The organism is Allobosea sp. P4_E12, from assembly GCF_056401655.1.
In genome coordinates this window covers 1-25,865 of record NZ_JBFUIY010000011.1, presented here as the reverse complement: position 1 = coordinate 25,865, position 25,865 = coordinate 1, and the positions used below count along the sequence as shown (strand labels likewise).

Here is a 25,865-nt window from a genome sequence, read left to right as displayed (position 1 = left end):
ATCGTATTATCCATTTCATGAATTTAAGATCGACCGATCTCAACCTCCTTGTCGTCCTCGATGCGCTTCTGGACGAAGCCCATGTTTCGCGCGCCGCTGAGCGGGTTGGACTGTCCCAGCCGGCAGCATCCAGCGCGCTCGATCGCTGCCGGCATCTCTTCAATGACAGGCTCCTGGAGCGCGGCGGCGGGCAGATGCGGCTGACCGCAAGGGCGCAATCGCTCCAGCAGCCGATCAAGGATCTGCTGGCTCAGATGACAGCCTTGCTCGATCCGCCGCAGCCCGATCTCGCCACCTTGCAGCAGATTGTCCGGGTGGTGACGGCGGAGCTGCCGCCCGCCCTGCTGGCCGGAGGTTTGTATAGTGAGCTCGCGCGCACGGCCCCTGGCATCACACTGGCGCTCATGCCCTGGCGCGGTGCGCCGGAGGCGCTTGACGGCCTGGCGCGAGGCCATGCTGATCTTGCCGTCTCGGTCATCCCCAGCGTCGAGAAGGATTTTACCCGCAAGGAATTGCTGCGCGAGCGTTACGTCGTGGCGATGCGGAAGGAGCACCCGGCGGCGCTAGCCTTCGATCTGGATCGCTGGCTCGCCTATCCGCATGTTCTGGTTTCGGGCCGCGGCGAAACCTTCGGCGCGCTTGACGAAGCGCTCTCGGTCCTCGGCAGGAAGCGCCATGTCGGCATGGTCGTGCCGAGCTTCCTGATCGTTCCGCCGCTGCTGCTCGATTCCAACCTGATCGCGCTGCTGCCGAGCCGGACGCTCCCTCGGGATAGCGGCGAGCACTATGCGGTGCGGGAGCCGCCGATTCCGGTGCCGGGTTTTCCGCTCCATGTCGCCTGGCACAGGCGCAGTGACCGCGATCCGGCAGTGCAGCATGTGGCGGGGCTGATCGAGGCGCTGCTCTCCGCCTAAATCATCGGACCGGATATCGTATCCAGTTCGATGATCTAACCCTTTGTCTTTGCATCGGCTTTGCCCCGAAAACCGCAATCCACTTTTCGGGCCGATGCTTTAGCCCGCGGGCCGCGCCGGCTTACTTGTCGACGTCCAGCGGCGTCGTGCCGGCCGGTTTGCCGTCGGCGCCGAGCGTGATCTTTTCGATACGGGCCTCGGCCTGCTTCAGCAGGGCGTCGCAGCGTGCCTTGAGCGCTTCGCCGCTGGTGTAGATGTCGATCGATTCCTCGAGTGGCACGTCGCCGCGCTCGAGCCGGGCAACGATGCTCTCGAGCTGCTTCAGCGCCTCTTCGAAGGGCAGGGCGGCGATATCGGAATTGGTTTTGGCGTCGGTCAAGATCGGCGATTCCCGTTGGGCCACTCTTATCGGCTCTGGCCCTGTTCGCTGCAACCCTGCATCAGACCGGCAATGCGGAGGTCTTCTTGATCGTGCGCAGCGTCAGCGTCGATTGCACACGCGTGACGCCCGGCAGCTGGGTAATGATGTCGGTGTGGATGCGCTCGAAATCAGCGCTGTCGCGATAGATGACCCGCATCAGATAGTCATGCGCGCCAGCCAGCAGATGGCATTCCAGGATTTCGGGCAGATTCTGCACCGCCTGCTCGAACCCTTCAAGCGAGGCACGCCCCTGCTGGTCCAGCGTAACGAAGACGAAGGCCGTGCCGGGGAAGCCGGCGATCTTGTCGTCGAGCATCATCGCATAGCCGCGGATCAGCCCGCTTTCTTCCAATTGCCGGACGCGGCGCAGACAGGCGGACGGGGAGAGGTGAACCCTTTCGGCGAGGTCCGAATTGGTGATCCGCCCATCGGTCTGCAGGATGCGCAGAATGGTCCGGTCGCGGGAATCGAGTTCGATCGTCATGGCTTTGGCCCCTCTTGAGGGCGATGCATTGTCGCAAATTTCGTAAGAAGCAAGCAATTTTCTGCTCAGTTTCTCGGCTGTCGCGCTGATATGCACGACAACTCCCTTCGCATCCGCACAAAACTACCGCTCTCCTCCGAGGTTGCGCCCGCCGACGCGCAGGCCCGGAGCCGGCCTCTCGGCAATGACTTCTCGGCGATAGCGGAAGAGCGCGGCGGGGCGCCCGGCAGTGCGGGTCATCGTGCCAGTCGGCTCCACCAGCGCTGCGCTTTCGACCAGCCGCCGAAAGTTCTGCTTGTGCAGGTGCCGGCCCGAGATCGCCTCGACCGTGTTCTGCAGCGCGGTCAGGGTGAAGGCGTCCGGCATCAGTTCGAACACGACCGGACGGTATTTGAGCTTGGCGCGCAGTCGGCCGATCGCGGTCGCAAGGATGCGGCGATGGTCGAAGCGCATCGGCCGGCCCAGCAGGGGACTGGGGGAACGCGGCAGTGCATCGGGGCGCCGGTCGCGTAGCGCCTCATAGGCGAGCCCGGCATCGTAGAGCAGTTCGTAGCGCTCGAGCGTCTTCTCCTCGTCCCAGGGCACGCCACCGAGCCCGAAGCAACTTGCGATGCGCTGTTGGCGCGACAGGGCGCGCCGCTCCTGCTCCGCGCGTTCGGCCGCCTTGTCCTGCGCCCAGTCGTCGAGCTGCGGCAGGATGGTCGAGTCGAGGACCGCCGGGCGGCCGGCGCGCCAGTCCTCCCAGGGAAAGAAGCCATACCAGGGCTGGAATGCGACCTGCTCAGGCAGGGATGGCGCACGGGTCAGCGCGAGATAACCGACCGAGACGACATGGGGGCCGGTATCGCGGATCTCCGCCTGCCGCCCGCGATCCCCGAACGTGTAGAGCTGTTCGACATAGCCGAGCGACAGCGCGGTCTGGTCCGCAACCCAGGAGCGCAGGCCGATCTCGAAGGTGCGATGCGCCAGTGGGTCGAACGGGCCGTAGGGGAGGCCCGGCGTGGCGTCTCCGTCGTGACCCTGCGCCGTCAGGATATGCGGCTGGTTGCCGGTGAAGGCGACGATCGCTGCCGCGAGGCCGATCTCGATGGCGGGGGCTGTGACTTTGGGCATGTCACCACCACGATGCAGCAAGGCCGGCGCCGCCTCAATCGAGATCGATGCGGAACGGAGTGCCTTCGAACGCGTCCGCACCCCGGCCGATGCTCTCGATTGCGGTGGTCATGCGACCGGAGCGTCCGAGGATCTGGTCTGCGATCGAGACGAGCCGGGCGTTGGGCGTGGCCGAGGCAGATGCGCTGCGCAGCGCAAGCGCAATCTCCGCCTCGTCACGCTGGGGCCGCAGGGCGCAGGTCGCGATGTAGGCCGCCGCGGTCGAGCGGCTGATGCCCGCCCAGCAGTGAAACACGATCGGCGCGGCGCGGTCCCAGTCGCGGATGAAGCTCAGGAAGCGCTGGACATGGTCCTCGTCGGGCAGGACATGCCCGTCCAGCGGCGCCGTGATGTCCGACATGCCGATGAAGAGATGCCGCTCGGGCAGAATGCCGGCCGGGCGTTCCACGACCGTGTTGACGTTGATCAAGGTCACGACATGGCTGGCACCGACCGATGCGACCGTCTCGTGAAGCCGGGCGAGGGACGAAACATGGAGTGTCGGCATGGCGAGTTCCGCTGCAGGACGTGCGAAAGAGTGGCGCGAGTCGGTGACGATGATATGGCCAATCGTCGCGACATCGGGAACGGGGCGCGCCGTCTGACGGCGACACTCCACAGGAGCCTGCATGAACCTCTGGCTGCGCCTGCTCTGGCTTCTTGTCACCACGCTCTTCCGATCCAGGCTGAAGCCACCTTTCGACATGTCGGTCCTGCCGTTCCGCGTCTGGTTTCACGATCTCGACACCAGCCTGCACATGAACAATGGCCGCTACTGGAGTCTCATGGATCTCGGGCGGACCGACCTGATGCTGCGTACCGGGCTCTGGCGCACAGTGCTGCGTGAGGGCTGGGTGCCGGTGGTCAATGCCGGGATGATTCGTTTCAGGCGTGAATTGCGCCTGTTCCGCCCCTTCGCGCTGGAGACGCGGATCCTGTGCTGGACCGAGAACTGGCTGGTGATGCAGCATCGCATTCTCAGCCGGGGGCGCGACGGCACGGAGATCGTCGCTGCCGTGGCGCTGGTGCGAGCTGCCCTCTACGATCGTGCGACCAGGAGCTACGTGCCGGTGACCCGCATTCTCGCCGATATCGGAATCAGCGCCGAGAGCCCGCCGCAGAGCGCCGAGATCGCGGCCTTTCTCGCCTCGGAGGAGGCGATGCGCCAGGCCGGCGCCGCCGAGCGCTGAGTGGGGCAGGTCTCCCTGCTATTCAGCGGCGAGACGCATCGCGCGCCATTGCGCAAGCAGGGCGCGGAGTGCTCCGGGCTTCAGCGGCTTGTTGAGGATATGCACGTCGAAGGCCGCAGCGGCCTCCCGCACTTGAGGCGAGCGATCGGCCGTCAGCAGGATCGCGGGAACGCGCCTGGCGGAACGATCGCGCAAGGCCGCGATCGCGCTCAGCCCGTCGCCATGGTCGAGATGGTAGTCGGCGATGATCACGTCCGGCATGCCGTGGGCCTGAACCTGCGCAAGCGCTTCGTCCAGTCCGGGCGCTGTCGCGACGGCACAGCCCCATCCTTCGAGCAGGCGCTTCATGCCATCGAGGATCGTGGGTTCGTTGTCGATCGCCAGGAGCTTGAGGCCGGCCAATTGCCCCGCAGGCGTCGGGGGCGGGGTGCTGCTGGTCGCCATGGCCGGAAGCGGCGCCGTTCGCGGCACCATCACCGAGAACCGCGTCCCGCGCCCTGGCGTGGAGGTCAGGGTGAGCTTGTGGTCGAGCGTGCGGGAGATGCGTTCGACGATTGAAAGCCCGAGCCCGAGGCCACGGGCGACCTTGGCCCCTTGATCGAGCCGCTGGAACTCGCGAAACACCGTCTTCTGCTTGCTGGCAGGAATACCGAGGCCGGTATCGAGCACTTCGATCGAAACCTGATTGCCGCGACGGCGGCAGCCGACCAGGACCTTGCCGTTCGGCGTGTATTTGATCGCGTTCGATATCAGGTTCTGCAGCAGCCGGCGCAGCAGGCGCCGGTCCGAGCGCAGCGCGACGGAGCTGGGCGAAAACACCAGCTGCAGCCCCCGTTCCTGAGCGCTCGGCTCGAATTCGCGCTGGAGCTGGCGCATCAGTTCGTCGAGCCTGAAACTGGTCAGTTCCGGCTTGAGTGCGCCCCCGTCGAGACGCGAGATCTCCAGCAGTGCCGTCAGGATTTCCTCGACCGCGTCCAGCGACGCATCGATATTCTCGGCGAGTTCGGGGCTGGTGGCGATCCGGTCACGCTCGACCAGTGCCGTCGCATAGAGCCTCGCGGCATTGAGGGGTTGCAGCAGGTCGTGGCTAGCGGCGGCCAGGAAGCGCGTCTTGGACGCATTCGCCTCCTCGGCTTCGGCCTTGGCGCGCTGAAGCTCGGCGTTGACGTGGAGAATTTCCTCGGTGCGTTCGGCGACGCGTCGCTCGAGACTTTCATTGGTCCGCTCGAGCTCTTCATGCGCGGCGACGGTCTCGGTGATGTCGGTATAGGTCGTCACCAGGCCGCCATCGGGAAGCGGATTGGAGCGGATCTCGATGACCTTGGTCGAGGGAAAGAGCTTGAGCCGGACTGGCTCGCGGTCATTGACAAAGCTCTCGAGCCGCGCGGCCATCAACTCATCCTGCTCGCCATCGCCATAGGCGCCGCGGGCAGCATTGAAACGGACGATCTCGTCGAGCCCGGTGCCGAACCGCACCAGCGACTGCGGCAGGTCATAGAGTTCGATGAAGGCCTGGTTCCAGGCGAGCAGCCGCAGGTCCCGGTCGAGCACGGTAATGCCCTGGCCGGCATGGTCGAGCCCGTGCTGCAGAATATCGCGATTATACTGCAGGGCCGCCGAAGCATCATCGAGCAGCTTGAAGGCGGCTTCCGTCGACAGGTTTCGGCGGCGCAGCAGCAGGGAGAGCACAAGCCGTGAGGATGCCGCGCCGATGGCCGACGAGAGCAGATGCTCGCCGAAGCGCAGCATGTGGATGTCGGCCTCGCGATTGCTGCTGCTGGCAACCTCGCCACGCCCGATGGAGAAGCCCTCGAATGCGCGCTGCGTCCGCTCCTGGCCGAGATAGCGACCGATGGTCGATTGCAGCTCGGCCTCCGTGACGCTGGACCGCCAGAGCGAAAAGGACTGGGCCATCGTTGCGCGATCGGAGGTGACGAAGGAGTTGGCCTGCAGGCGCTCCATGGCATTGGCCGGTCGCAGCAGGGAGAAGCCGACATAACAGAGAAGGTTGAGGCCGAGGCTCCACAGCACGCCGTGCGGCAGGGCCGGCAGATCGAGGCCGAGCAGGGCTTCCGGCCGCAATGAGGTGATGCCCAGCGGCCCCTTGGCCACGATCTCGCTCCAGACACTGGTGGGGTATGCGAGGCTGGGGACCAGCAGCGTGTAGGCCCAGGTCAGCGTGCCCGCCGTCAAGCCTGCGACGGCGCCGAGCGCGGTGCCGCGCCGCCAGAGCAATCCGCCGAAGAATGCCGGCGCGATCTGTGCGGTTGCCGCAAAGGACAGGAGCCCGATCGAGACCAGCGCCGCTTCACCTGCCGCACGGTAATAGGCGTAGCCCATCAGGATCACGGCGAGGATGGCGAAGCGCCGGATGATCACGACCTGCGAACCGAGGTCGCCGCCGGTCGGGCCGGAACGCAGCGATCTCGGGATGGCCCGGTCCGGGTCGCTCAGCAGGCCACGGCCGCGCACCAGCAGCGGCATGACGAGATGGTTCGAGATCATGATGGCGAGCGCCACCGAGGCGACGATCACCATCGCGGTCGCGGCGGAGAGCCCGCCGATGAAGACGAACAGCGCGAGCCAGCCTGCACCCCGCTCCAGCGGCAGCAGCAGCACGGTCATGTCGCGATCGATGCCGCTTCCCGGCATCAGCAATTCGCCCGCCGCCGCCAGCGGCAGCACGAAGAGATTGATTAGGACGAGATAGAGGGGGAACATCCAGGCGGCGCGGCGGACGTCGCCCGGGTCCCGGTTCTCGACGATCGTCATGTGAAATTGCCGCGCCAGCAGCAGCGCGGCGAAGGACGAGAGCAGCGTCAGCGTCAGGAAGGTTGGCCAGCTCGAGGTCCGCTCCCAGATCGGAGGCGCCCCGTACGGCATCTTCGCCGCCCGGGCGAGGAGGTCTCCGAAGCCATCGAACAGGCCATAGGCGACGAAGATCCCGAGCGCGAGAAACGCCACGAGCTTGACCAGCGACTCGGCCGCAATCGCCAGCACCAGCCCGTCCTGGTGCTCGGTTGCATCGATATGGCGTGTGCCGAAGGCACAGGCGAAGCCGGCGAGCACCATGGCGACGAGGAAGGCGAGGTCGCTGAGGACCGGGACATCCGGCGTCAGCGCCTGGCCGCCGGTTGCGGTCAGGAACACCGAAAGCGAATTCGCGACGGCCTTGAGCTGCAAGGCGATGTAGGGCAGTGCGCCGATCACGGCGACGAGACAGACGAGCGCGGCCACCCGCTCGCTCTTGCCGTAGCGCGCGCCGACGAAATCCGCGATCGAGGTGATGTTCTGCGACTTGGCGATCTCGACGATACGCGTGACGAAGCGATAGCCGAAGCCGATGACCAGGATCGGCCCGACATAGATGCCAAGGAAATCGAAGCCGGCGCGATTGGCGAAGCCGACGGAGCCGTAGAAGGTCCAGGAGGTGCAGTAGACGCCGAGCGCCAGCGCATAGATCGTCGTGCGCGCCGGCCCGCCCATCAGCTTGCGGCCGAAGGTATCGGCAGCGTGCGCGATGGCGAACAGCACGCAGAGATAGCCGAGCGCGACCAGAACTACGGACCAGGCCGGGATCATCTTGCCTCCATGCCAGAGCAGCAGCAGCGCAGCGTAGTGCATGTGCGCGCCCAGCGCGATGCGGCTTTCGGCCGAGGCGCTGCCTAAGCTCTTGATCTCGCGAGGCCTTGGACCGGAGATTTCCCGCTGGGCGCGGGCTGCTATTGCCCAGCCGTTGCGCTGCGGCAGCGTGCTATCGTCCGTTCAACCCCGGCCAAGACTGTGCACTGACGAAAGGTCGGCGCCCTGACGGGCTTCTAACCGCTGCAACTCTCAATTAGCCTGCGACATCCGTGCACGCCGTCCGGTAGGCGTGAAGCCGATCATCCCGAGGTGAAGGGGCAGGGCAATGCTGAAGGAATTCAAAGAATTTGCAATGAAGGGCAACGTCATGGACCTCGCCATCGGCGTGGTCATCGGCGCGGCCTTTGGCAGGATCGTCGACTCTCTCGTCAGCGACATCATCATGCCGATCTTGGGCGCGCTGGGCGGTCTCGATTTCTCCAATTACTTCTTCGGCCTCAATAGCGCGGTCACCAGCCCGATCCTCTCCGAGGCCAGGAAGCAGGGCGCCGTGTTCGCCTATGGCAGCTTCGTCACTGCAGCCATCAATTTCCTGATCATCGCCGTTGCCTTGTTCCTGGTCGTGAAGGGCATCAACCGGGTGAAGCGGGACCAGAAGGCAGCTCCGGCCGAGCCGCCGGCCCCGCCGCAGGACGTCGTGCTGCTCGGCGAAATCCGCGATCTGCTGAAGCAGAAGAACGCCTGATTTCGCTCACCGCTCGCGGGCAATTCATCACCGCGAGCGATCAACCCGATCTCGCGATTTCATGCCTCCCGCTCGCCGCTTCGGCTAAAGGTGAGGCATTGAACTTGCGAGGTCGAAGCCGATGACGACGAGCACGCTGCCGGGCGCCAGCCTGATTGCCGAGTTGAGGCCAGAGGCCCGTAATGCACCCGAAAGCGGCATCGTCGAGGTGGTCAATCACGGCCGGCTGAAGCCTGGCCTGATCCCGCTCTGGGTCGGCGAGGGCGATCTCTCGACGCCCGATTTCATCGTCCGTGCCGCCAACAAGTCGTTGGCTGATGGCGAGACCTTCTACACCTGGCAGCGCGGTATTCCGGAGCTGCGCGAGGCGCTCGCGCGTTACCACACGGCGCTCTACGGTCAGCCGCTTTCCGCCGACCGCTTCTTCGTCACGGGCTCGGGCATGCAGTCCGTTCAGATCGCCGTCAGGATGATTGCCGGACCTGGCGATGAACTCTTGATTCCGACGCCGGCCTGGCCCAATTTCGCTGCGGCCATCGGCGTGGCGGGAGCCAAGGCCGTCTGCGTGCCGATGGATCTGGAGCACGGCCGCTTCACGCTCGATCTCGACAAGCTCGCCGCGGCGATCACGCCGAAGACGCGCGCGCTCGTCATCAACTCCCCGGCGAACCCGACCGGCTGGACCGCGACCAAGGACGAGATGGGCGCGCTGCTTGCCCTGGCTCGCAAGCACGGTATCTGGATCATCGCCGACGAGATCTATGGCCGCTTCGTCTATGGCGGGGCGCCGCGCGCAGCCTCCTTCCACGACGTGATGGAGGCGGAGGATCGCGTCCTCTTCGTCCAGACCTTCTCGAAGAACTGGGCCATGACGGGTTGGCGCATCGGCTGGATCGAGGTGCCGGTCGCCTTCGGCCAGGTGGTCGAGAACCTGATCCAGTATTCGACCTCGGGGTCGCCGGTCTTCGTCCAGCGCGCCGCGATCGCCGCTCTCACCGAGGGCGAGCCCTTCGTCGCCGAGCAGATCGCGCGTGCGACCGAAGGCCGGAAGATCATCTTCGAAGGCCTGAAGGCGACGAACCGGGTTTCGCTGACCGCGCCGGATGGCGCCTTCTACCAGTTCTTCAGTGTCGACGGCCGCGAGGATTCGCGCGCGCTGGCGATCGAACTGGTCGATGAGGCCAATGTCGGCCTGGCGCCGGGCACCGCTTTCGGCCCCGGAGGCGAGACGGGCCTGCGGCTTTGCTTCGCGCGCAAATCCTCTGACCTCGTCGAGGCGGTGGCGCGGCTGCAAAGGGCGCTGACGTCATAGGCCCCGCTGGGCGCAGCCCAGCCTTGCGCGGCGATAGCATCTCCTTGTTTGACCGGATTGCGCGCCGCGTTCATTGATCGGCCCTGCGTCGTGTCTCCTCGGCGCTTGCTCCGAGTGACATGACCGGCCCGGCTTACATCCCCTACAGGCTCAAGACATTGTCGCGTGAAGCGGCCGTGATTGCCTGCGCCGCCCTCGGCGGCGCCATTTTCGCGCTGTTCGACGTGCCGGCCGCCTGGCTCTCGGGTTCGATGCTGATCGTCTCGATCGTCGGCGTCGCCAAGCGCCTGCCCGATCTGCGCAAGCCCTGGTTCGATGCGACCATGCTGATGTCGGGGGTGCTGATCGGCTCCTCCGCGACGCCCGAGGCGCTTGCGGCAACGGCGCGCTATCCCGGTTCGCTGGCGGTCCTGTTCGTCGCGCTCGCGGCCATCATGCTCACCACCGGCGCCTATCTGCGTTACGTCGCGCGCTGGTCCTGGATTGATTCCCTGCTGGCCGCCGCGCCTGGCGCGCTGTCGGCGGTCATCGCCGTTGCCCATGCCAAGGGTGCCAATCTTGGCCGCATCGCGGTGATCCAGCTCTTCCGCATCCTTGTCCTGGTCGCGATCCTGCCCAGTCTGATGCGGGCCTTGAGCGATGGCAGCGTCGGTCAGATGCCGGCGGTGATCGTCGCCAGCGCACCGGATATGGCGCTGGTTCTTGGTGTGGCCCTGGTCACCGGGCTCGTCTTCGAGCGCATCGGCGTCACCGCGCCCTTCATCCTGGGCGCAACCATGGCCAGTGCCGTGCTGCATGGCACCGGCGTGGTCCATGGCACGCTCCCGCCCGAGATCGCGACCGTGGTGATGGTCATGCTGGGCGCGGCGATGGGCGGGCGCGTCTCCAACCTCAAGCGCGGCGAAATCGCCGGGCTGTTCCCGCTCGCCATTGGCGGCTTCTTCGTCTCGATGGTGGTCGCCTTCGCCTTCGCCTGGCCGGCCGCCTGGCTTGCGGGCGTGCCCTATGCCAGCGCAATGGCCGCTTTTGCGCCGGGAGGGCTGGAGGCGATGGCGATGCTTGCCTTCGCCATGGGGCTCGATCCGCTCTATGTCGGCGCGCACCATCTTGCGCGCTTCATGCTGCTCGGCCTCGCCATGCCGTTGCTGGTGGTCCGGATGAAGTCGGAGCCGCCGCAGAGTTGAGCGCGGTTCAGCGCTTCGGCCAGGTCGCCCCGTTGGCGTGGGTCATCACTGAGTAGAGTGATGTCGTGCCGCAGACGAAAAGGCGGTTCAGCTTCGCGCCGCCCCAGCAGACATTGGCGACGATCTCGGGAATCAGCACCTTGCCGATCAAGGTGCCGTCGGGGTGATAGACATGCACGCCGTCCGCCGCGCTGGTCCAGATGCGGCCGGTGGCATCGAGCCGGAAGCCGTCGAACAGGCCGGCCGAGCAGGTTGCGAAGATCTCCGAGCGGCCCAGCGACGCGCCGTCCCCCGTCACGGCGCATTTGCGGATGTGGCGCGGCCCATCCGGGTCATGGCTCGCCCCCGTATCGGCGATATAGAGCTCGCTCTCGTCCAGCGAGAAGGCGAGGCCGTTCGGCTTGACGAAGTCGTCGGCGACGATCGAGAGCGCGCCGCTGACCGGATCGATGCGGTAGACGTTGCAATGGCCGATCTCGCCATCCGCCTTGTCGCCCTCATAGTCGCTGCCGATGCCGTAATCCGGGTCGGTGAACCAGATCGAGCCGTCGGATTTCACCACGACGTCATTGGGGGAGTTCAGCCGCTTGCCCTGCCAGTTGTCGGCAAGCACGGTAATCGAGCCGTCATGTTCCGTCCGGGTCACCTGCCGCCCGCCATGCTCGCAGGTGACGAGCCGGCCCTGCGGGTCCACGGTATTGCCGTTCGAGTTCCGTGCGGGCTGGCGGAAGATGCCGACCTGGCCGTTCACCTCGTCATAGCGCAGCATGCGATTGTTCGGGATGTCGGACCAGACCAGGCTGCGATGGGCTGGAAACCAGGCTGGGCCCTCGGACCAGCGGGCTCCGGTCCACAGCCTCTCGACCCGCGCCGAGCCCGGCACGACCCGGTGGAAGCGCGGGTCCAGAACCTCGACGCCGGTGCCTTCGATCAAGCCGAACATGAGCGGGTTTCTCCAGTGATGTGTCGAAGATCGAGCAAGCCACGTGTCCGGGCAATCCGGCGCCGCGCAGATGCCCTACGACGGGCGGGCGGGAGCCGTCTCATAGATCAAGCCCCGCATCCCAGTACGGTGTCGCGCCATAGAGCTCCGCGAGATAATCGACGAAGACGCGCACCTTCTGCTCCATGTGCCGGCGGCTGGGATAGACCGCGTAGACGGCGACACGCTTGCCGACCGAGTAATCCGGCAGGACCCTGACGAGCTGCCCGGTCTTAAGTTCCGGCCCGACATCCCAGGTCGAGCGCAAGGCGATGCCGACGCCGGCGAGCAGCGCCTCGCGCACGACTTCGCTGGAATTGGTCCGAAGCGGTCCATTGACCCGCACGCCGACCGGACCGGACGGTCCGTCCAGCCGCCACTGGTCGGCATTATGGGCAATCAGCGTGTGGTGAGAGAGCTCCTCGATGCTGGCCGGTATTCCGCGAGTGGCGACATAGTCCGGCGCGGCACAGAGCACGCGGTGATTGGGCGCGAGCCGCTTGGCGACGAGGCTCGAATCCTGAAGGTCGGCGATGCGCACGGCGAGGTCGAACCCTTCCGCGATGATGTCGACGAAGGAATCGCTCAGGATCAGGTCGACGGTCACCATCGGGTTGGCATCGAGAAAGGGCTTCAGATGCGGCGCGATATGCAACCGGCCGAAGGAGGTGGGGGCGGAGACGCGCAAGGTGCCGCGCGCTTGGCCCGCGCCGCTTGCGACCCAGGCCTCGGCATCCTCGATCGAGGACAGGATCGAGACCACGCGCTCATAGAAGCCCTGTCCCGCTTCGGTCAGCGACAACTGCCGCGTGGTGCGCTGCAGCAGCCGCACGCCAAGGCGCTCCTCGAGCCGGCGGATGCGCTTCGAGATCACCGCCGGCGAGAGTTTCAATTCGCGCCCCGCCGCGGACATGCTCTTGGCCGTCACCACATGCGCGAAGACATCCAGATCGCCGAACCGGTCCATGCTCGCCCACCTTTTCCATTTTGGAAATAATCATGGCTTTTGGTCGCGCTGCAAGCGGGTTCGAATTGGTCTAACCTGTTTGTATGAAACCGGGTGTGGGTGATATCGCGAGAGCTGACATCCGGAGGAGGAGACCATGAGCGCCATTGCCTTTCCCGCGCCGCGCGCGGACATCCTGGCGCGCCGCGATGCGATCATCGCCGGGCTTGCCGGACTGGTGGCGCCCGAGGCCCTGATCACCTCCGATGACGAGCGCAGGCCCTATGAGACCGATGCGCTCACCGCCTATCGCCGCATGCCGCTGGCGGTCGTGCTGCCCTCGACGACGCAGGAGGTCGCGGCGGTGCTGCGCTATTGCGGCGAGCAGGGCGTTCCCGTCGTCCCGCGGGGGGCTGGCACCTCGCTCGCCGGTGGCGCGATCCCGCAGGAGGATGCCGTCGTCATCGGTGTGTCGAAGATGAATCGCATCCTCGAGATCGACTATGCCAACCGCGCCGCCAGGGTGCAGGCCGGCGTCACCAATCTCGCCGTCACAGGGGCTGTGATGTCCGAGGGCTTTTTCTATGCGCCCGACCCGTCCTCCCAGCTTGCCTGCTCGATCGGCGGCAATATCGGCATGAATTCCGGCGGCGCGCATTGCCTGAAATACGGCGTCACCACCAACAATGTGCTGGGCGTGACCCTGGTGATGCTCGATGGCTCGATCGTCGAGATCGGGGGCGCCCATCTCGATGCCCCGGGTCTCGACCTGCTCGGCCTGATCGTCGGTTCCGAAGGCCAGCTCGGCATCGTCACCGAAGCGACGGTGCGGATCCTGCGCTCGGCCGAGGGCGCGCGCCCGGTGCTGTTCGGCTTCCCGAGCAGCGAGCAGGCAGGGGCCGCGGTGGCCGCCATCATCGGCGCCGGCATCATCCCCGTCGCGATGGAGTTCATGGACAAGCCGGCGATCGAGATCTGCGAAGCCTTCGCCAAGGCCGGCTACCCGATGGATGTCGAGGCGCTGCTGATCATCGAGGTCGAGGGCTCGGACGCGGAAATGGACGCCCAGCTTGCGCGCATCGTTGCGATCGCGCGCGAGCATGGCGTCAAGACGGTCAAGGAAAGCAAGTCGGCGATGGAGACCGCCGCGATCTGGAAGGGCCGCAAATCGGCCTTCGGTGCGACGGGCCGGATCGCCGATTACATCTGCATGGACGGTACGATCCCGACCGGGCAACTGCCGTTTGTGCTGCAGCGCATGGCGGAGATCGTCAAAGGCTATGGACTGCGCGTCGCCAATGTCTTCCATGCGGGCGACGGCAATCTCCACCCGCTGATCCTCTATAACTGCAACGACCCCGTCGAGGCGCGCAAAGCCGAGGATGCCGGAAACGACATCCTCAAGCTCTGCGTTGAGGTGGGCGGTTGCCTCACCGGCGAACACGGCGTCGGCATCGAGAAGCGCGATCTGATGCGCGTGCAGTTCAACGAAGCCGATCTCAACCAGCAGATGCGGGTGCGGGCGGTCTTCGACAGCGAGTGGCTGCTGAATCCGGCCAAGGTCTTTCCGCTCGATGGCAGGGTCGCCGCGTGACCATTCACACCCCCACCACGGAAGCCCAGGCGTGCGCCGTCGTTGCCTCCGTCGCTGCTAACGGCACGCCGGTCACCATTCGCGGCGGCGGTACGCGGACCGGCTTGGGGCGCCCAACCCAGGTCGTGAGCACCATCTCCAGCGCCGGTCTGACCGGCATCACGCTCTACGAGCCGTCCGAGATGGTGATTGGCGCCAGGGCCGGCACGCCTCTGGCGGAGATCCAGAGGACGCTGGCCGACCGCGGCCAGATGCTGCCCTTCGAGCCGATGGATCACCGCGCATTACTGGGCACGGAGGGCGAGCCGACAATCGGTGCCGTCGCAGCCGGAAATATCTCCGGTCCGCGCCGGATCAACGCTGGTGCAGCCCGCGACTCGCTGATCGGCATCCGGCTGATCAACGGCCGGGGCGAGGCGATCAAGTCCGGCGGCCGGGTCATGAAGAACGTCACCGGGCTCGATCTGGTCAAGCTGGTGAGCGGTGCCCACGGCACGCTTGGCTTCCTGACCGAAGTCACCTTCCGCGTATTGCCGGCGCCGGAATGCGTGGCCACGCTGGCCTGGCCCGGCCTTGCCGACGAGGCGGCGGTCGCTCTGCTTTCGACCGCGCTCGGCTCGCCCTTCGAACCGATGGCGGCGGCGCATCTGCCGGCCGGCATCGGAGCCGACCAGGCCCGCACGCTGCTCAGGCTGGAGAATTTCGCGAGCTCGATCGCCTATCGCGCCGATGCGCTGGGCGAATTGCTGAGCCAGTACGGCAGGCCCGAACTGATCGAGGGGGCCGCCTCGCAGGAGCTGTGGCATTCCGTACGGGATGCGAGGTTCTTCGCCGGCAGCCATGAAGCCGTCTGGCGGCTCTCGCTTGCTCCGACGAGGGCCCCGCGTGCTACGGCGGCGATCATGCAAGCCTTGCCGCAAGCGCGCTGGTTCTATGACTGGGGCGGCGGCCTGGTCTGGCTCGCCGTGCCGCCTGACGAGGACGCTGGAGCCGCCGCGATCCGTGCTGCGATCAGGTCGCTTGGCGGTCACGCGACCCTGGTGCGCGCACCCCACGCGGTTCGCGCTGTTGTACCGGTCTTCGAACCACTGGCCGAGCCGCTGATGCGGGTCACGGCCGGAATCAAGAACAGCTTCGACCCGGCCGGAATCTTCGAGCCTGGCCGAATGTATGCGGGGATTTGATGGTGTTCGACCAGATAGCCGCCGCGCGTGAGATCCGCACTGAAGGGGGGCGCCGCCAAGCCTGGGCGCCGGGGCGGTTCAAGCCGGGCACGATTGCCCTCGTCGCGGCTCTGATGATTGCCGCAGCCGCCTTGATCCTGTTTGTCATGGGCCGCGAGCCGATCTGCAAATGCGGCTTTGTCAAGCCGTGGCACGGCGACGTCAATTCGTCGGAGAACTCCCAGCATATTGCCGACTGGTACACCTTCTCCCACATCATCCATGGCTTCCTCTTCTATGGCCTGTTCTGGTCGGTGCGCCGGCTGACCGGCCTGCCGATCTCGTTCGGGCAGGCGCTTCTTCTGGCGATCCTGATCGAGAACGCCTGGGAAATTGCCGAGAACAGCCCGGCGATCATCGATCGCTACCGGGAAATGACGATCTCGCTCGGCTATACCGGCGACAGCATCATCAATTCGGTCTCCGATATCGCGGCGATGATCGTCGGCTTCCTTCTCGCCCGTGTCCTGCCCGTCTGGCTCACCATTTCGCTTGCGCTCGGCATGGAGCTGGTGGTCGGCTACCTCATCCGTGACAACCTGACCCTGAATATCATCATGCTGATCTACCCCGCCGACTGGATCAAAATCTGGCAGGGAGGGGCCTGAGCGATGCAGACCAACTTCACGCCGGAACATCTGGCCTCCGATCCGCGCCTGCCGGCGTCGGAGAAGATCCTGCGCACCTGCGTGCATTGCGGGTTCTGCACGGCAACCTGCCCGACCTATCTGCTGCTGGGCGACGAACTCGATTCCCCGCGCGGGCGAATCTACCTGATCAAGGACATGCTGGAGAACGGCAAGCCGGCGACCGAGCAGGTGGTGAAGCATGTCGACCGCTGCCTCTCCTGCCTCTCCTGCATGACGACGTGCCCTTCCGGCGTGCATTACATGCACCTTGTCGATCATGCCCGGGCCCATATCGAGGAGACCTATCAGCGTTCCTGGCATGACGAGGCGTTGCGCCGGGTGCTCGCTGCGATCCTGCCCTATCCCGGTCGGTTCCGCGCCGCGATGCTGGCGGCGATGCTCGGCAAGCCGTTCGGGAGCCTTCTCGGCCTGCTGCCGCAGGTCGGCGGGCGGCTGAAGGCGATGCTGGCGCTGGCGCCTGCACGCCTGCCGGCGCGCTCGACCATGGAGGGGCCGCAGGTTTTCCCCGTCACGGCCGTGCGCCGCAAGCGCGTGGCGCTGCTTTCAGGCTGCGCCCAGCCGGTGCTCGACCCCGCCATCAACGAAGCGACGATCCGCCTTTTGACGCGCCATGGCGTCGAGGTCGTGCTGTCGAAGGGCGAGGGCTGCTGCGGCGCGCTCGTCCATCACATGGGGCGCGAACAGGACAGTCACGTCTTTGCCCGGCGCAACATCGACGCCTGGATGGCCGAGGTCGACGGCGAGGGGCTGGATGCCATCTTGATCACCGCCTCAGGCTGCGGCACCACGATCAAGGATTACGGCTTCATGTTCCGCAACGAGCCGGCCTATGCGGAGAAGGCGGCGACGATTTCGAGCCTCGCGAAGGATGTCACCGAGTTCCTCGAGACGCTCGAGCTGCGCCATGTCCGTGAGGTCGCGCTGCCGGTGACCTATCACTCGGCCTGCTCGATGCAGCACGGGCAGCAGCTCAAGGACGGGCCGAAGCGCCTTCTGAGCGGAGCCGGCTTCAAGGTGAAGGAGGTGCCGGAGGGCCATATCTGCTGCGGCTCGGCCGGTGTCTACAATATCCTCCAACCCGAGATCGCGGGGCAGCTGCGCGAACGCAAGATCGGCCATATCGAGAAGACGAAGCCGCAGATCGTCGCCACCGGCAATATCGGCTGCATGACACAGCTGGCGAAGGGCTTTGCCGACCGCGGTGCGACGACGCCGGTTGTCCATACCGCCGAGCTGCTCGACTGGGCCACCGGCGGGCCGCTGCCGGAGAAGCTGGCAAGGGCGGGGATCAAGGATGCCCCCCTCGGTGATCCACGTCAGCAGAAGGACATGCTGTTCGCGGCCGAATAGGCGCTTCCCGCTCGGGGAGGGGCAAGCGTGCTTGCCCCCGTTGCCCGGTCAAGTTACCGAACGCGGGACCCTATCCTGCGGGCTGTTCCGCATCTCGTTCAAGAAGTGAAGCCTGAACCATGTCGAAACCCGACAAGCTGAAAGCCCGCCAGCCGCGTGGTTTCATCGACCGTGGTCCTGCCGATGTGGCGGCGACCGAGCGCATGCTGTCCGTCATTCGCGAGAGCTTTTCGCTTTATGGCTTCGACCCGGTCGAGACACCCTTCGTCGAATATACCGATGCGCTCGGAAAATTCCTGCCGGACCAGGACCGGCCGAACGAGGGCGTCTTCTCCTTCCAGGACGATGATGAGCAGTGGCTCTCGCTGCGCTACGACCTGACGGCGCCGCTCGCGCGCTATGTCGCCGAGAATTTCGATGCGCTGCCAAAACCTTATCGCAGCTATCGCGCTGGTTACGTGTTCCGTAACGAAAAGCCGGGGCCCGGGCGCTTCCGTCAGTTCATGCAGTTCGATGCCGATATCGTCGGTTCGGGCTCGGTCGCGGCCGATGCAGAGATCTGCATGCTCGCCGCCGACACGATGGAGCGTCTCGGCATCAAGCGCGGCGACTATGTCGTCAAGGTCAACAACCGAAAGGTGCTCGATGGCGTGATGGAGGCGATCGGGCTTGGCGGCGAGGAGAATGCCGGGCGCCGGCTGACCGTGCTGCGCGCGATCGACAAGCTCGACAAGTTCGGCCCCGACGGCGTGCGGCTGCTGCTGGGTGACGGGCGCAAGGACGAGAGCGGCGATTTTACGAAGGGTGCGGGGCTGGGCGCCGAACAGGCCACGCGCGTCCTGTCGATTCTTGATGCCAGGGCCGCGGACAATGCCGCGACCGCACAGCGTCTCGCAGATGGCTTCGCGTCCACGCCCGTTGGCCATGAAGGGGCCGAGGAGCTGCGCATGATGGCGGATCTGATCGCCGCGGCTGGCTATGCCGACCGCGTCGTCATCGATCCTTCCGTGGTGCGCGGCCTCGAATATTACACCGGCCCGGTCTACGAGGTGGAGCTGACCTTCCCGGTCACCAATGACGACGGCCAGGTCGTGCGCTTTGGCTCGGTCGCCGGCGGCGGACGTTATGACGGGCTGGTCGGCCGCTTCCGGCCGGAACCGGTGCCGGCGACGGGTTTCTCGATCGGCGTCTCGCGGCTCTATTCGGCACTGAAGGCGGTGAAGTCGCCATTGGTCGACACGAAGAACGAACTGCCGCTCGTCGTTGTGACCGCCATGGACAACAAGACGCCCGAGCATATGCCGGCCTATCAGGCATTCGTGTCTCAGCTCCGCCAAGCCCGGGACGGGGACGGCAAGCCCTTGCTGCGTGCCGATCTCTATCTCGGCGGCTCCGGCTTCAACGCCCAGATGAAATATGCCGATAAGCGCGGCGCGGTCTGTGCGGTGATCCAGGGCTCCTCCGAGCGCGAGGCCGGCACGATCGTGATCAAGGACCTGATCCTCGGCGCGGAACTCGCCGCCGCCAGCCGCGACGTCAAGGATTCGGCCGAGCACAAAGCGAGGCAGGCCGAGGCCCAGTTCGCCGTGCCGGTGACCGAGCTGGTCGAGGGGGTGAAGCGGGTGCTGAAGCGACACGGCTGATTGAAAGTCATGCTCGCCCTTGTGGCGAGCATCCACGTCTTGAGCGTTCATCGTAGGCAAAGACGTGGATGGTCGGGACAAGCCCGACCATGACGGAAACCGTCGGCAACGAGTCGGTCGCCAAATCCCGCTAACCCAATTCCCTAAAAACCATCGAAAATCCATGACGCGGCTGCTAGGACAGCCGCGCAACAGGAAGCTGCCCTTGTCCGCCACACGCGCCAGCATCGACACCGTGATCGCGCTCCTCGCCGCTGAGGGCTATCAGCGCGCCGAGCCGGCGATTCTGCAGCCGGCCGATGTCTTTCTCGATCTCTCAGGCGAAGATATCCGCCGGCGCATCTTCATGACGCAGGATGCCGATGGCCGCGATTGGTGCCTTCGCCCGGAATATACGATTCCGGTGGCGCTGGATCACATCGCGGCGGGCGTGAGTGCGCCGATGGCCTATGCCTATGCCGGCCCGGTCTTCCGCATGCGCTCGCGTGAGCCGGGTGAATTCGCACAGGCCGGGCTCGAGTCCTTTGGCCGCGCGGATTTTGCCGCAGCCGATGCCGAGATCATGGCACTGACGATCGAGGCGGCGGCGGCGCTTGGCTTGACGCAGCCGCGTGTTCTGATGGGCGACGTCGCACTGCTCGGCGCATTGCTCGATGGTCTGGCCGTGCCCCAGGGCGCGCGCCGCCGGCTGATGCGCGCGGTCGTGCAGGGCAAGGCGGCCGAGGCGGTCGAGGCGCTCGATCCGCCTGCAGCCACTGGCGAAACGGCTCATGCGGGACTGCTCAAGGCGCTGGAGGGGCAGGATCCCAAGGCGGCCAAGGCCTTTGTCGAGGATGTATTGTCGATCGCGGGGATCTCGACGGTCGGAGGCCGCTCCGCCGGCGATATCGCCGAACGCTTCCTGGCCCGTGCCGCTGAGCGCGAGAACCCGGTCAATGAGGATGTGAAGGCCGTGCTCGGCCAGGCACTTGCCGTCACGGGTGATCCCGATGCGGCGTCGGCCGCATTGCGGGCCCTTTCCGACCAGGCTTCGCTCGACCTGGGGCAGCAACTCGACGCCTTCGACGAGCGCACCGGCTTCCTTGCGGCGCGCGGTGTCGATGTCGGCCAGATCTCCTTCTCGACCGGCTTCGCCCGCAATCTCGATTATTACACCGGCTTCATCTTCGAGCTGCATGACCTGGGCCGCAGCGACGGCCGGCCCGTTGCCGGAGGTGGCCGCTACGACAACGTGCTCGGTCGCCTCGGTGCGCCTCAGCCGGCCCCGGCAGTCGGCGCCTCGCTTTGGCTCGACCGGCTGACGGGACAAACATCATGAGCGACGCTCCGCTGGTTCTCGCGGTCCCCTCCAAGGGGCGGCTCCAGGAAAACGCCACTGCCTTTTTCGGCCGTGCCGGACTGAAATTCGTGCAGTCGCGTGGCTCGCGCGACTATCGCGGCACGATCGCGGGATTGGATGGCGCGGAAGTCGCGTTCCTCTCGGCTTCGGAGATCGTCTCGCAACTGGCCTCCGGCGCGGCCCATCTCGGGATCACGGGCGAGGACCTCGTGCGCGAGCAGGTGGCCGATGCCGATGCCGCCGTCGAGATGCTGACGCCGCTCGGCTTCGGCCACGCCAATGTCGTGGTCGCCGTGCCGCAGGCCTGGATCGATGTCCGCTGCATGGCCGATCTCGACGATGTCGCGAGCCATATGCGCGCACGCCATGGCCGCAAACTGCGCGTCGCCACCAAATATGTGAACCTGACACGCCGCTTCTTCGCCGAGCACGGGCTTGGCGACTACCGCATCGTCGAAAGCCTGGGCGCGACGGAGGGGGCCCCGGCCGCCGGCTCCGCCGAAATCATCGTCGACATCACGACCACTGGCGCGACGCTGGCCGCCAACGCCCTGAAGATTCTGGACGATGGTGTCATGCTGGCCTCCGAGGCCAATCTCGTCGCCTCGGTGCGGGCGCCGTGGAGCCCGCGCGCACGCGCCGCCGCCAACGCCATTCTCTCGCGCATCGCGGCCGAGGAGGAGGGGCGTTCCGTCCGGGAGATCCGCGCGCGGCTCACCGATGCGAAGCCTGCGGCCATTGAGGAGATGGTGGCGCGACATGGCGCTCGGCTGCCCTTCGGTGCGCATGCCGAGAGCGGTATCCTGGCCATCCATTGCCCGGAGAAGGCGGTCTTCGCACTGGTCGACGATCTGGCCGGCTCCGGCGCTGACGAGATCACCGTCAACGCCCCAGCCTATGTCTTCCGCAAGGCCAATCCCTTGCTGGAGCGCCTGCTGGCGCGCATCTGAGCGACATCTGGCGCCGCCTTGGGCTGAAGCCGGGCCCATTTCCGACGCGATGCCGCGTGACGTTGCTGGCGCTGCCACTCGGCAAAGCAACGTTGTCGCAATGATCGCAGTTGATCCCAACGCGATACGGTTCTAGGCGTTTCCATGAGAGCGGGGCGTGGGCTATCGTCCCGGCCCCGCATAGGTAGAGAAATGATGAATCGACGCCTTGGCTACGCCGCTGTCTTCGCCCTGAGCCTCGCACCCCTGCTGATCGCGTCGCCGGCTTCCGCCCAGCGAAAGGCGATGTCGCCGCGTGATATGCAGAACCAGCCGGAGCAGGCGCCTGCAGCGCCGAAACAGGAAAAAACCTTCCCCCTGGGCGCCTCCTGGACGGCGATTTCGATGAACGGCAAGTCGATCGCCGATCGCAAGGCCACACTGCAGATCGACTCGAACCTGCGTGGCACCGGTTACAGCGGCTGCAACACGTTTTCCGCTGCGGCATACCCGCTGCGCCAGCAGGGGATCGCGGTCGGCCCCATGGCCATCACCAAGCGCTCCTGCGACAAGGGCGCTGCCGAATTCGAGCGGGCCTATCTGGTCGCCTTGCGCGGAGCTCGCAACTGGGACCTCGTCGAGGGCAGGCTGGTGATCAAGACCGCCTCGGGCGAGTTGCGCTTCGACCGCGGCATCTGACGACGGTCAGCCGCCAGCTTCAGTTCTCCTGACGATCCGCCTTTCCCGACACGAAGCGTGATGCGGGAAAGGCAGACGAGCGCCCGGCTACGGGCGCTCGTTGATTCACGACTGAACGACTGGCTCACGAACCATCGCGCGGGGACTGTGCGTTCCATCCGCGTTCGGCTGCATGACGACGATTTCGTCGTGCATCTCCCGCAATGTCGAGCGATGCCCAATCGAGACAATCTTCGTCTGCGGCAGTGTCCGGTCGATGAGGTCGTAGATCTCTCCTTCCAGCTTCTCGTCGAGCGAGGCGGTGGCCTCGTCAAGGAAGAGCCAGTCGGGCTTGGCCAGCAAGGCGCGCGCGACGGCGAGGCGCTGCTGCTCACCGCCTGACAAGCGCTGGGCCCAGAGGTCGACATCGTCGAGCCGGTCGATCAGGTGGGCGAGCTTGACCTGGGTCATCGCCGTCGCGATGTCGGCATCGGTATAGGTGTCGTCGAGCGCCGGGTAGGACATGGCCGCGCGCAAGGTCCCCTGCGGCAGGTAGGGGCGCTGCGGCAGCAGCATGATCCGCGCACTGGCGGGAACCCCGACCTTGCCTTCCCCGAAGGGCCAGATGCCGGCTATGGCGCGGAACAGCGTCGATTTTCCCGATCCTGACGGTCCGATCACCAGTGTCGAGCGCGCAGTGCCGAGATCGAGCCCGTCGATCCGCACGATCGGCGTGCCGTTCGGCAGCGTCAGTGTCGCGCCGTCGATATGGACCTCGTTCCCGGGGAGTTCGGTCTGGTGGATGCCCTTCTCGCCGGCCGTGGCGGCTTGCGCCTGCCCGATCGCCGCCTCGAAAGTGGTCAGGCGGTTGATCGAGGCCAGATAGGAGGCGATGGCCTGATAGCTGTTGATGAAGAACGACATCGCCGTCTGGACACGATCGAAGGCCGAGGCAACCTGCGTCATGATGCCGAGCGTGATGATGCCCGTGAAGTAATGCGGTGCGAGCAGCACATAGGGCACGACCACATTCGCCTGATTATAGGACAGGGTGAAGCTGGTCAGCTTCACCCGGCTCCAGACCAGTCGATAGAAGTTCGAGACGATGTCGCCGAAGCGCTGGCTCAGATGCCGCTGTTCGGAGGCTTCGCCGCGCATCAGCGCGATCTGCTCGGAATATTCACGCAGACGCGCCAGCGAGAAGCGGAAGTTCGCCTCCCGGCGTTCCTGCTCGAATTCGAGCCMGATCAGGGGCTTGCCGATGAGATGCGTGATCCAGGTCGCCGCGATCGCGTAGATCAGCGCCATCCACAGCAGGAAGCCCGGGATGATGATCTCGGTGCCCGGAATGGTGATCGGAACGGGAATCGACCAGAGGATGATCGAGAACGAGACGAGTGTCGAAATCTGCGACAGCAGCGGCAGGGCGAAGTTGTAGGTCTGATTGACGAAGGCGCGGGTATCTTCCGCGATACGCTGGTCAGGGTTGTCGGCAGTGCCCGCCAGCGAGATCCGGTAATGAGTGGCGTTGCCGAGCCAGCTCTTGCTGTATTTTTCCGCCATCCAGCGCCGCCAGCGGATCAGCAGCGTGTAGTTGGCGAACATCTCGATCAGGTTCGAGACCACCGAGATGGCGGCCCAGACACTGAAGACATAGATCAGCTGATACCAGAATGACGGCGCATCCTTCTCCTGGATCGCGTTGTAGAAATCGCGATTGAAGAAGCTCAGACGCAGCGAGATGCCGACCTGCGCTTGATTCAGGATCACCAGAAAGATCAGCAGGATGACGCCGAGGCGCCCGAGCTGGATCTGATAGGTGCCGAACGGCCAAAGGTACGCCGTCGTCGTCTCGGTCGAGGAAAAATAGGGCGATGCCAGGCGCGAGATGCGCTGGATCATCGGAATGAAGGAGATCGCATAGATCAGGATGCCGAAGACGGCGACTGTCGTGGCGAGGCTGGCAGGGGGAGCGATCGCGGCCCAATCGGCAGGCCAGTAGCCAAGCTGCGCGAGCACCGAGCCGGCCCCGAAGACGACGTACTCAACACCGAAAATCCCGGAAAAGATCTTCAGGAAGAAGCTGGTCTCGGTCGAGCGATAGGTGGCGAGTGCGAGCAGCACACCCACGGCGCCCATACCGAGCATGCCGCCGCTGCCGCTCTGCTGCCCCGCCACGAGCGCGATGGCGGCGAGAGCAGCGACAAAGAAACTCAAAAGACGCATCAGGTCTTCCTTACCGGGGAACTCGCGCCAGCGTCGGCGCATGCGGATAATATCTTCTAGCCGACCGGATCAGACAAAAAAGCCCGGCTCAAGGCCGGGCGTGTCGATTTCAGCGATTTGTGATGCGACGTCAGCCGCGATCGAGCGACAGCCGGCCGGGCCCCGCGGCGAACAGCACAAGGAAGCCGCCGACGACGGAGAGGTTCTTCATGAAGAGGAGCTGCTGCATCGGCTGGGCCCAGTTCAGGTGGAACAGCAGCGTCGCAGCCAGCGTGAAACCGGCAAGGGCAAGTGCTGCAAGACGCGTCTTCCAGCCGAGAACGACCATCAGGCCGCCCAGAAGCTCGACCGCGATCACGAGAGGCAGCAGAATGGCGGGCACGCCAGCCGAGGCCATGTACTGCTGTGTACCGGCATAGCCGCTGATCTTGGAGTAGCCAGCGAGCACGAACATCAGGGCAAGCAGGATGCGGCCGACGAGCTTGGCGCCGTCGGCAAGGGCGGGCGAGTTCAGCATGGAGCAGACCTTCGCAAGAGAGTGCCACAGAGCGCGGCGGAATGCCGCAGCTTGCGGGAATAGGGCTTACAACCAAAGTCGATGCAAGAGCCGGTCCGGCCCGCGGAACCAATTCCCGGCTTCCATCGGCGACTTCATTGTTGAAAACGCCTTTCGTGCCGCCTTGCGGCGGCAGATCGCCGCTCAGCCTGCGGGCTTCTGCTTGCGCCGGGCTTCAAGCTCCTCCGTCACCGCGATGATATCGAGATAGTCCTCGTGTTTCGCCGGGGCGTAAGCGGAAACCTGACCGTCGGTGTAGACCTTCCAGACCTCGGGTGCCTCCGCCTTCATCGCCATCATCGCAGCGACGAAGGCATCCTTCAGTCCCTGGGGCAGGTTGGCCCGTGTCGAGAACGGGCTGGAGGGGATCAGGGGCGAGGTCCAGATCACGCGTGTCGCGCCTGCCGGAATCATGTTGCGCGCGGTGAGGCGCTGGACGACGCCGGAGGTCTCGTTGACCTGATAGGTCGCCACCCCGTCGAACTGGCCGCGCACCAGCGCCAGGACGGAGTTGTCGTGGCCGCCGGAGAAGACGGTGCCGCCGAAATGGTTCTGCGGATCAAAGCCCTGTTTGCGCAGGAAATAGGACGGGAAGGCGAAGCCCGACGTCGAGTTCGGATCGGCGAAGGCGAAGTTCTTGCCCTTCAGATCCGCAACCGACTGAGGCTGTGTGAAAAGAGCCGAGTCGGCTAGGATTCCTGGAGGTGATGCTCCGGGAGCTTAGATGAAGCGCTTCGTTGAGAGTGAAGACCGTCGGCAGGG

The 25,865-nt window shown here is 65.5% G+C and carries 23 protein-coding genes; 13 read left to right on the top strand and 10 right to left on the bottom strand.

The features are described from left to right. Positions 1-17 precede the first annotated feature (17 nt). Positions 18-914, top strand: coding sequence for a LysR family transcriptional regulator (locus AC1DW9_RS15710; protein ID WP_441506540.1), 897 nt, complete (start codon positions 18-20; stop codon positions 912-914). A gap of 121 nt (positions 915-1,035) precedes the next feature. On the opposite strand, the gene AC1DW9_RS15705 is transcribed toward AC1DW9_RS15710, so the two are convergent. The 4 genes from AC1DW9_RS15705 to AC1DW9_RS15690 all read right to left on the bottom strand — a co-directional run bounded on the left by AC1DW9_RS15705 (position 1,036) and on the right by AC1DW9_RS15690 (position 3,479). After that, positions 1,036-1,293: an exodeoxyribonuclease VII small subunit gene (locus tag AC1DW9_RS15705; RefSeq protein WP_441506541.1), complete on the bottom strand. Its 258-nt coding sequence runs from the start codon at positions 1,291-1,293 to the stop codon at positions 1,036-1,038. Between the two features lie 61 nt (positions 1,294-1,354). Next, positions 1,355-1,819 carry an Lrp/AsnC family transcriptional regulator gene (locus AC1DW9_RS15700; protein ID WP_441489030.1) on the bottom strand — a complete coding sequence of 155 codons (465 nt, stop codon included), beginning with the start codon at positions 1,817-1,819 and terminating at the stop codon, positions 1,355-1,357. 123 nt (positions 1,820-1,942) lie between these two features. Beyond that, on the bottom strand, positions 1,943-2,932 hold the full coding sequence (locus tag AC1DW9_RS15695; RefSeq protein ID WP_441506542.1) for an NUDIX hydrolase: 990 nt from the start codon (positions 2,930-2,932) through the stop codon (positions 1,943-1,945). A 34-nt stretch (positions 2,933-2,966) separates the two neighbouring features. Then, positions 2,967-3,479 carry a tyrosine phosphatase family protein gene (locus AC1DW9_RS15690; protein ID WP_441489229.1) on the bottom strand — a complete coding sequence of 171 codons (513 nt, stop codon included), beginning with the start codon at positions 3,477-3,479 and terminating at the stop codon, positions 2,967-2,969. A 121-nt stretch (positions 3,480-3,600) separates the two neighbouring features. Here AC1DW9_RS15690 and AC1DW9_RS15685 point away from each other — a divergent pair, with 121 nt between their 5' ends. After that, positions 3,601-4,161 carry a thioesterase family protein gene (locus AC1DW9_RS15685; protein WP_441506543.1) on the top strand — a complete coding sequence of 187 codons (561 nt, stop codon included), beginning with the start codon at positions 3,601-3,603 and terminating at the stop codon, positions 4,159-4,161. Between the two features lie 18 nt (positions 4,162-4,179). On the opposite strand, the gene AC1DW9_RS15680 is transcribed toward AC1DW9_RS15685, so the two are convergent. Next, positions 4,180-7,743 carry a hybrid sensor histidine kinase/response regulator gene (locus tag AC1DW9_RS15680; RefSeq protein ID WP_441506557.1) on the bottom strand — a complete coding sequence of 1,188 codons (3,564 nt, stop codon included), beginning with the start codon at positions 7,741-7,743 and terminating at the stop codon, positions 4,180-4,182. Positions 7,744-8,071: 328 nt separating this feature from the next. Between AC1DW9_RS15680 and mscL the strand changes: the two genes are divergently transcribed. From mscL to AC1DW9_RS15665, 3 genes are all read left to right on the top strand, one after another. Further along, entirely contained in the window at positions 8,072-8,491 is a 420-nt protein-coding gene (mscL, locus tag AC1DW9_RS15675; RefSeq protein WP_476776313.1) for a large conductance mechanosensitive channel protein MscL, read from the top strand. 121 nt (positions 8,492-8,612) lie between these two features. Beyond that, complete coding sequence (locus AC1DW9_RS15670; RefSeq protein WP_441506544.1) at positions 8,613-9,803, top strand: pyridoxal phosphate-dependent aminotransferase; 1,191 nt, start codon at positions 8,613-8,615, stop codon at positions 9,801-9,803. A gap of 119 nt (positions 9,804-9,922) precedes the next feature. Then, a complete protein-coding gene (locus tag AC1DW9_RS15665; RefSeq protein WP_441489035.1) occupies positions 9,923-10,987 on the top strand; it encodes an AbrB family transcriptional regulator in 1,065 nt (354 codons plus the stop codon). A 7-nt stretch (positions 10,988-10,994) separates the two neighbouring features. Here the strand turns inward: AC1DW9_RS15665 and AC1DW9_RS15660 are convergent, their stop codons facing one another. Both AC1DW9_RS15660 and AC1DW9_RS15655 read right to left on the bottom strand, forming a co-directional pair. Next, positions 10,995-11,930, bottom strand: a complete 936-nt coding sequence (locus tag AC1DW9_RS15660) for an SMP-30/gluconolactonase/LRE family protein (protein ID WP_441506545.1) — start codon at positions 11,928-11,930, stop codon at positions 10,995-10,997. A 100-nt stretch (positions 11,931-12,030) separates the two neighbouring features. Further along, positions 12,031-12,936 (bottom strand): LysR family transcriptional regulator, encoded by a 906-nt coding sequence (locus tag AC1DW9_RS15655; protein WP_441506546.1) that lies wholly within the window; start codon positions 12,934-12,936, stop codon positions 12,031-12,033. A 136-nt stretch (positions 12,937-13,072) separates the two neighbouring features. On the opposite strand from AC1DW9_RS15655, the gene AC1DW9_RS15650 reads away from it, so the two are divergent. From AC1DW9_RS15650 to AC1DW9_RS15615, 8 genes are all read left to right on the top strand, one after another. Beyond that, positions 13,073-14,509 (top strand): FAD-linked oxidase C-terminal domain-containing protein, encoded by a 1,437-nt coding sequence (locus AC1DW9_RS15650; RefSeq protein WP_441489038.1) that lies wholly within the window; start codon positions 13,073-13,075, stop codon positions 14,507-14,509. Then, positions 14,506-15,693, top strand: coding sequence for a glycolate oxidase subunit GlcE (gene glcE / locus AC1DW9_RS15645; protein WP_441506547.1), 1,188 nt, complete (start codon positions 14,506-14,508; stop codon positions 15,691-15,693). Before AC1DW9_RS15650 ends, glcE begins: the two co-directional genes overlap by 4 nt. Positions 15,694-15,785: 92 nt before the next feature. Then, positions 15,786-16,340, top strand: coding sequence for a DUF2585 domain-containing protein (locus AC1DW9_RS15640; RefSeq protein ID WP_441489231.1), 555 nt, complete (start codon positions 15,786-15,788; stop codon positions 16,338-16,340). A gap of 3 nt (positions 16,341-16,343) precedes the next feature. Continuing rightward, on the top strand, positions 16,344-17,732 hold the full coding sequence (glcF, locus tag AC1DW9_RS15635; RefSeq protein ID WP_476768517.1) for a glycolate oxidase subunit GlcF: 1,389 nt from the start codon (positions 16,344-16,346) through the stop codon (positions 17,730-17,732). Positions 17,733-17,851: 119 nt separating this feature from the next. Beyond that, a complete protein-coding gene (gene hisS / locus AC1DW9_RS15630; protein WP_476776314.1) occupies positions 17,852-19,375 on the top strand; it encodes a histidine--tRNA ligase in 1,524 nt (507 codons plus the stop codon). 205 nt (positions 19,376-19,580) lie between these two features. Next, positions 19,581-20,693 (top strand): ATP phosphoribosyltransferase regulatory subunit, encoded by a 1,113-nt coding sequence (locus tag AC1DW9_RS15625; RefSeq protein ID WP_441506550.1) that lies wholly within the window; start codon positions 19,581-19,583, stop codon positions 20,691-20,693. Then, positions 20,690-21,664 (top strand): ATP phosphoribosyltransferase, encoded by a 975-nt coding sequence (gene hisG, locus AC1DW9_RS15620; protein ID WP_441506551.1) that lies wholly within the window; start codon positions 20,690-20,692, stop codon positions 21,662-21,664. The genes AC1DW9_RS15625 and hisG overlap by 4 nt, the downstream gene beginning before the upstream one ends. Before the next feature lie 195 nt (positions 21,665-21,859). Further along, complete coding sequence (locus AC1DW9_RS15615) at positions 21,860-22,342, top strand: META domain-containing protein (RefSeq protein WP_441489044.1); 483 nt, start codon at positions 21,860-21,862, stop codon at positions 22,340-22,342. 105 nt (positions 22,343-22,447) lie between these two features. Here AC1DW9_RS15615 and AC1DW9_RS15610 read toward each other — a convergent pair whose 3' ends face one another. From AC1DW9_RS15610 to AC1DW9_RS15600, 3 genes are all read right to left on the bottom strand, one after another. Then, positions 22,448-24,547: an ABC transporter ATP-binding protein/permease gene (locus tag AC1DW9_RS15610; RefSeq protein ID WP_476855124.1), complete on the bottom strand. Its 2,100-nt coding sequence runs from the start codon at positions 24,545-24,547 to the stop codon at positions 22,448-22,450. A 130-nt stretch (positions 24,548-24,677) separates the two neighbouring features. Continuing rightward, a complete protein-coding gene (locus tag AC1DW9_RS15605; RefSeq protein WP_441506553.1) occupies positions 24,678-25,064 on the bottom strand; it encodes a DoxX family protein in 387 nt (128 codons plus the stop codon). A 183-nt stretch (positions 25,065-25,247) separates the two neighbouring features. Next, the gene (locus tag AC1DW9_RS15600; protein WP_476776318.1) at positions 25,248-25,799 is read right to left on the bottom strand and encodes a phosphate/phosphite/phosphonate ABC transporter substrate-binding protein; all 552 of its coding nucleotides are present in this window, start codon (positions 25,797-25,799) and stop codon (positions 25,248-25,250) included. Between the last annotated feature and the right edge of the window lie 66 nt (positions 25,800-25,865).

What these genes read in the sequence shown, in the direction of transcription:
- AC1DW9_RS15710 (WP_441506540.1), top strand. Translation starts at nt 18, where the DNA reads ATGAATTTAAGATCGACCGATCTCAACCTCCTTGTCGTCCTCGATGCG.
- AC1DW9_RS15700 (WP_441489030.1), bottom strand. Translation starts at nt 1,819, where the DNA reads ATGACGATCGAACTCGATTCCCGCGACCGGACCATTCTGCGCATCCTG.
- AC1DW9_RS15695 (WP_441506542.1), bottom strand. Translation starts at nt 2,932, where the DNA reads ATGCCCAAAGTCACAGCCCCCGCCATCGAGATCGGCCTCGCGGCAGCG.
- AC1DW9_RS15690 (WP_441489229.1), bottom strand. Translation starts at nt 3,479, where the DNA reads ATGCCGACACTCCATGTTTCGTCCCTCGCCCGGCTTCACGAGACGGTC.
- AC1DW9_RS15685 (WP_441506543.1), top strand. Translation starts at nt 3,601, where the DNA reads ATGAACCTCTGGCTGCGCCTGCTCTGGCTTCTTGTCACCACGCTCTTC.
- AC1DW9_RS15680 (WP_441506557.1), bottom strand. Translation starts at nt 7,743, where the DNA reads ATGATCCCGGCCTGGTCCGTAGTTCTGGTCGCGCTCGGCTATCTCTGC.
- mscL (WP_476776313.1), top strand. Translation starts at nt 8,072, where the DNA reads ATGCTGAAGGAATTCAAAGAATTTGCAATGAAGGGCAACGTCATGGAC.
- AC1DW9_RS15670 (WP_441506544.1), top strand. Translation starts at nt 8,613, where the DNA reads ATGACGACGAGCACGCTGCCGGGCGCCAGCCTGATTGCCGAGTTGAGG.
- AC1DW9_RS15665 (WP_441489035.1), top strand. Translation starts at nt 9,923, where the DNA reads ATGACCGGCCCGGCTTACATCCCCTACAGGCTCAAGACATTGTCGCGT.
- AC1DW9_RS15660 (WP_441506545.1), bottom strand. Translation starts at nt 11,930, where the DNA reads ATGTTCGGCTTGATCGAAGGCACCGGCGTCGAGGTTCTGGACCCGCGC.
- AC1DW9_RS15655 (WP_441506546.1), bottom strand. Translation starts at nt 12,936, where the DNA reads ATGGACCGGTTCGGCGATCTGGATGTCTTCGCGCATGTGGTGACGGCC.
- AC1DW9_RS15650 (WP_441489038.1), top strand. Translation starts at nt 13,073, where the DNA reads ATGAGCGCCATTGCCTTTCCCGCGCCGCGCGCGGACATCCTGGCGCGC.
- glcF (WP_476768517.1), top strand. Translation starts at nt 16,344, where the DNA reads ATGCAGACCAACTTCACGCCGGAACATCTGGCCTCCGATCCGCGCCTG.
- hisS (WP_476776314.1), top strand. Translation starts at nt 17,852, where the DNA reads ATGTCGAAACCCGACAAGCTGAAAGCCCGCCAGCCGCGTGGTTTCATC.
- hisG (WP_441506551.1), top strand. Translation starts at nt 20,690, where the DNA reads ATGAGCGACGCTCCGCTGGTTCTCGCGGTCCCCTCCAAGGGGCGGCTC.
- AC1DW9_RS15615 (WP_441489044.1), top strand. Translation starts at nt 21,860, where the DNA reads ATGAATCGACGCCTTGGCTACGCCGCTGTCTTCGCCCTGAGCCTCGCA.
- AC1DW9_RS15605 (WP_441506553.1), bottom strand. Translation starts at nt 25,064, where the DNA reads ATGCTGAACTCGCCCGCCCTTGCCGACGGCGCCAAGCTCGTCGGCCGC.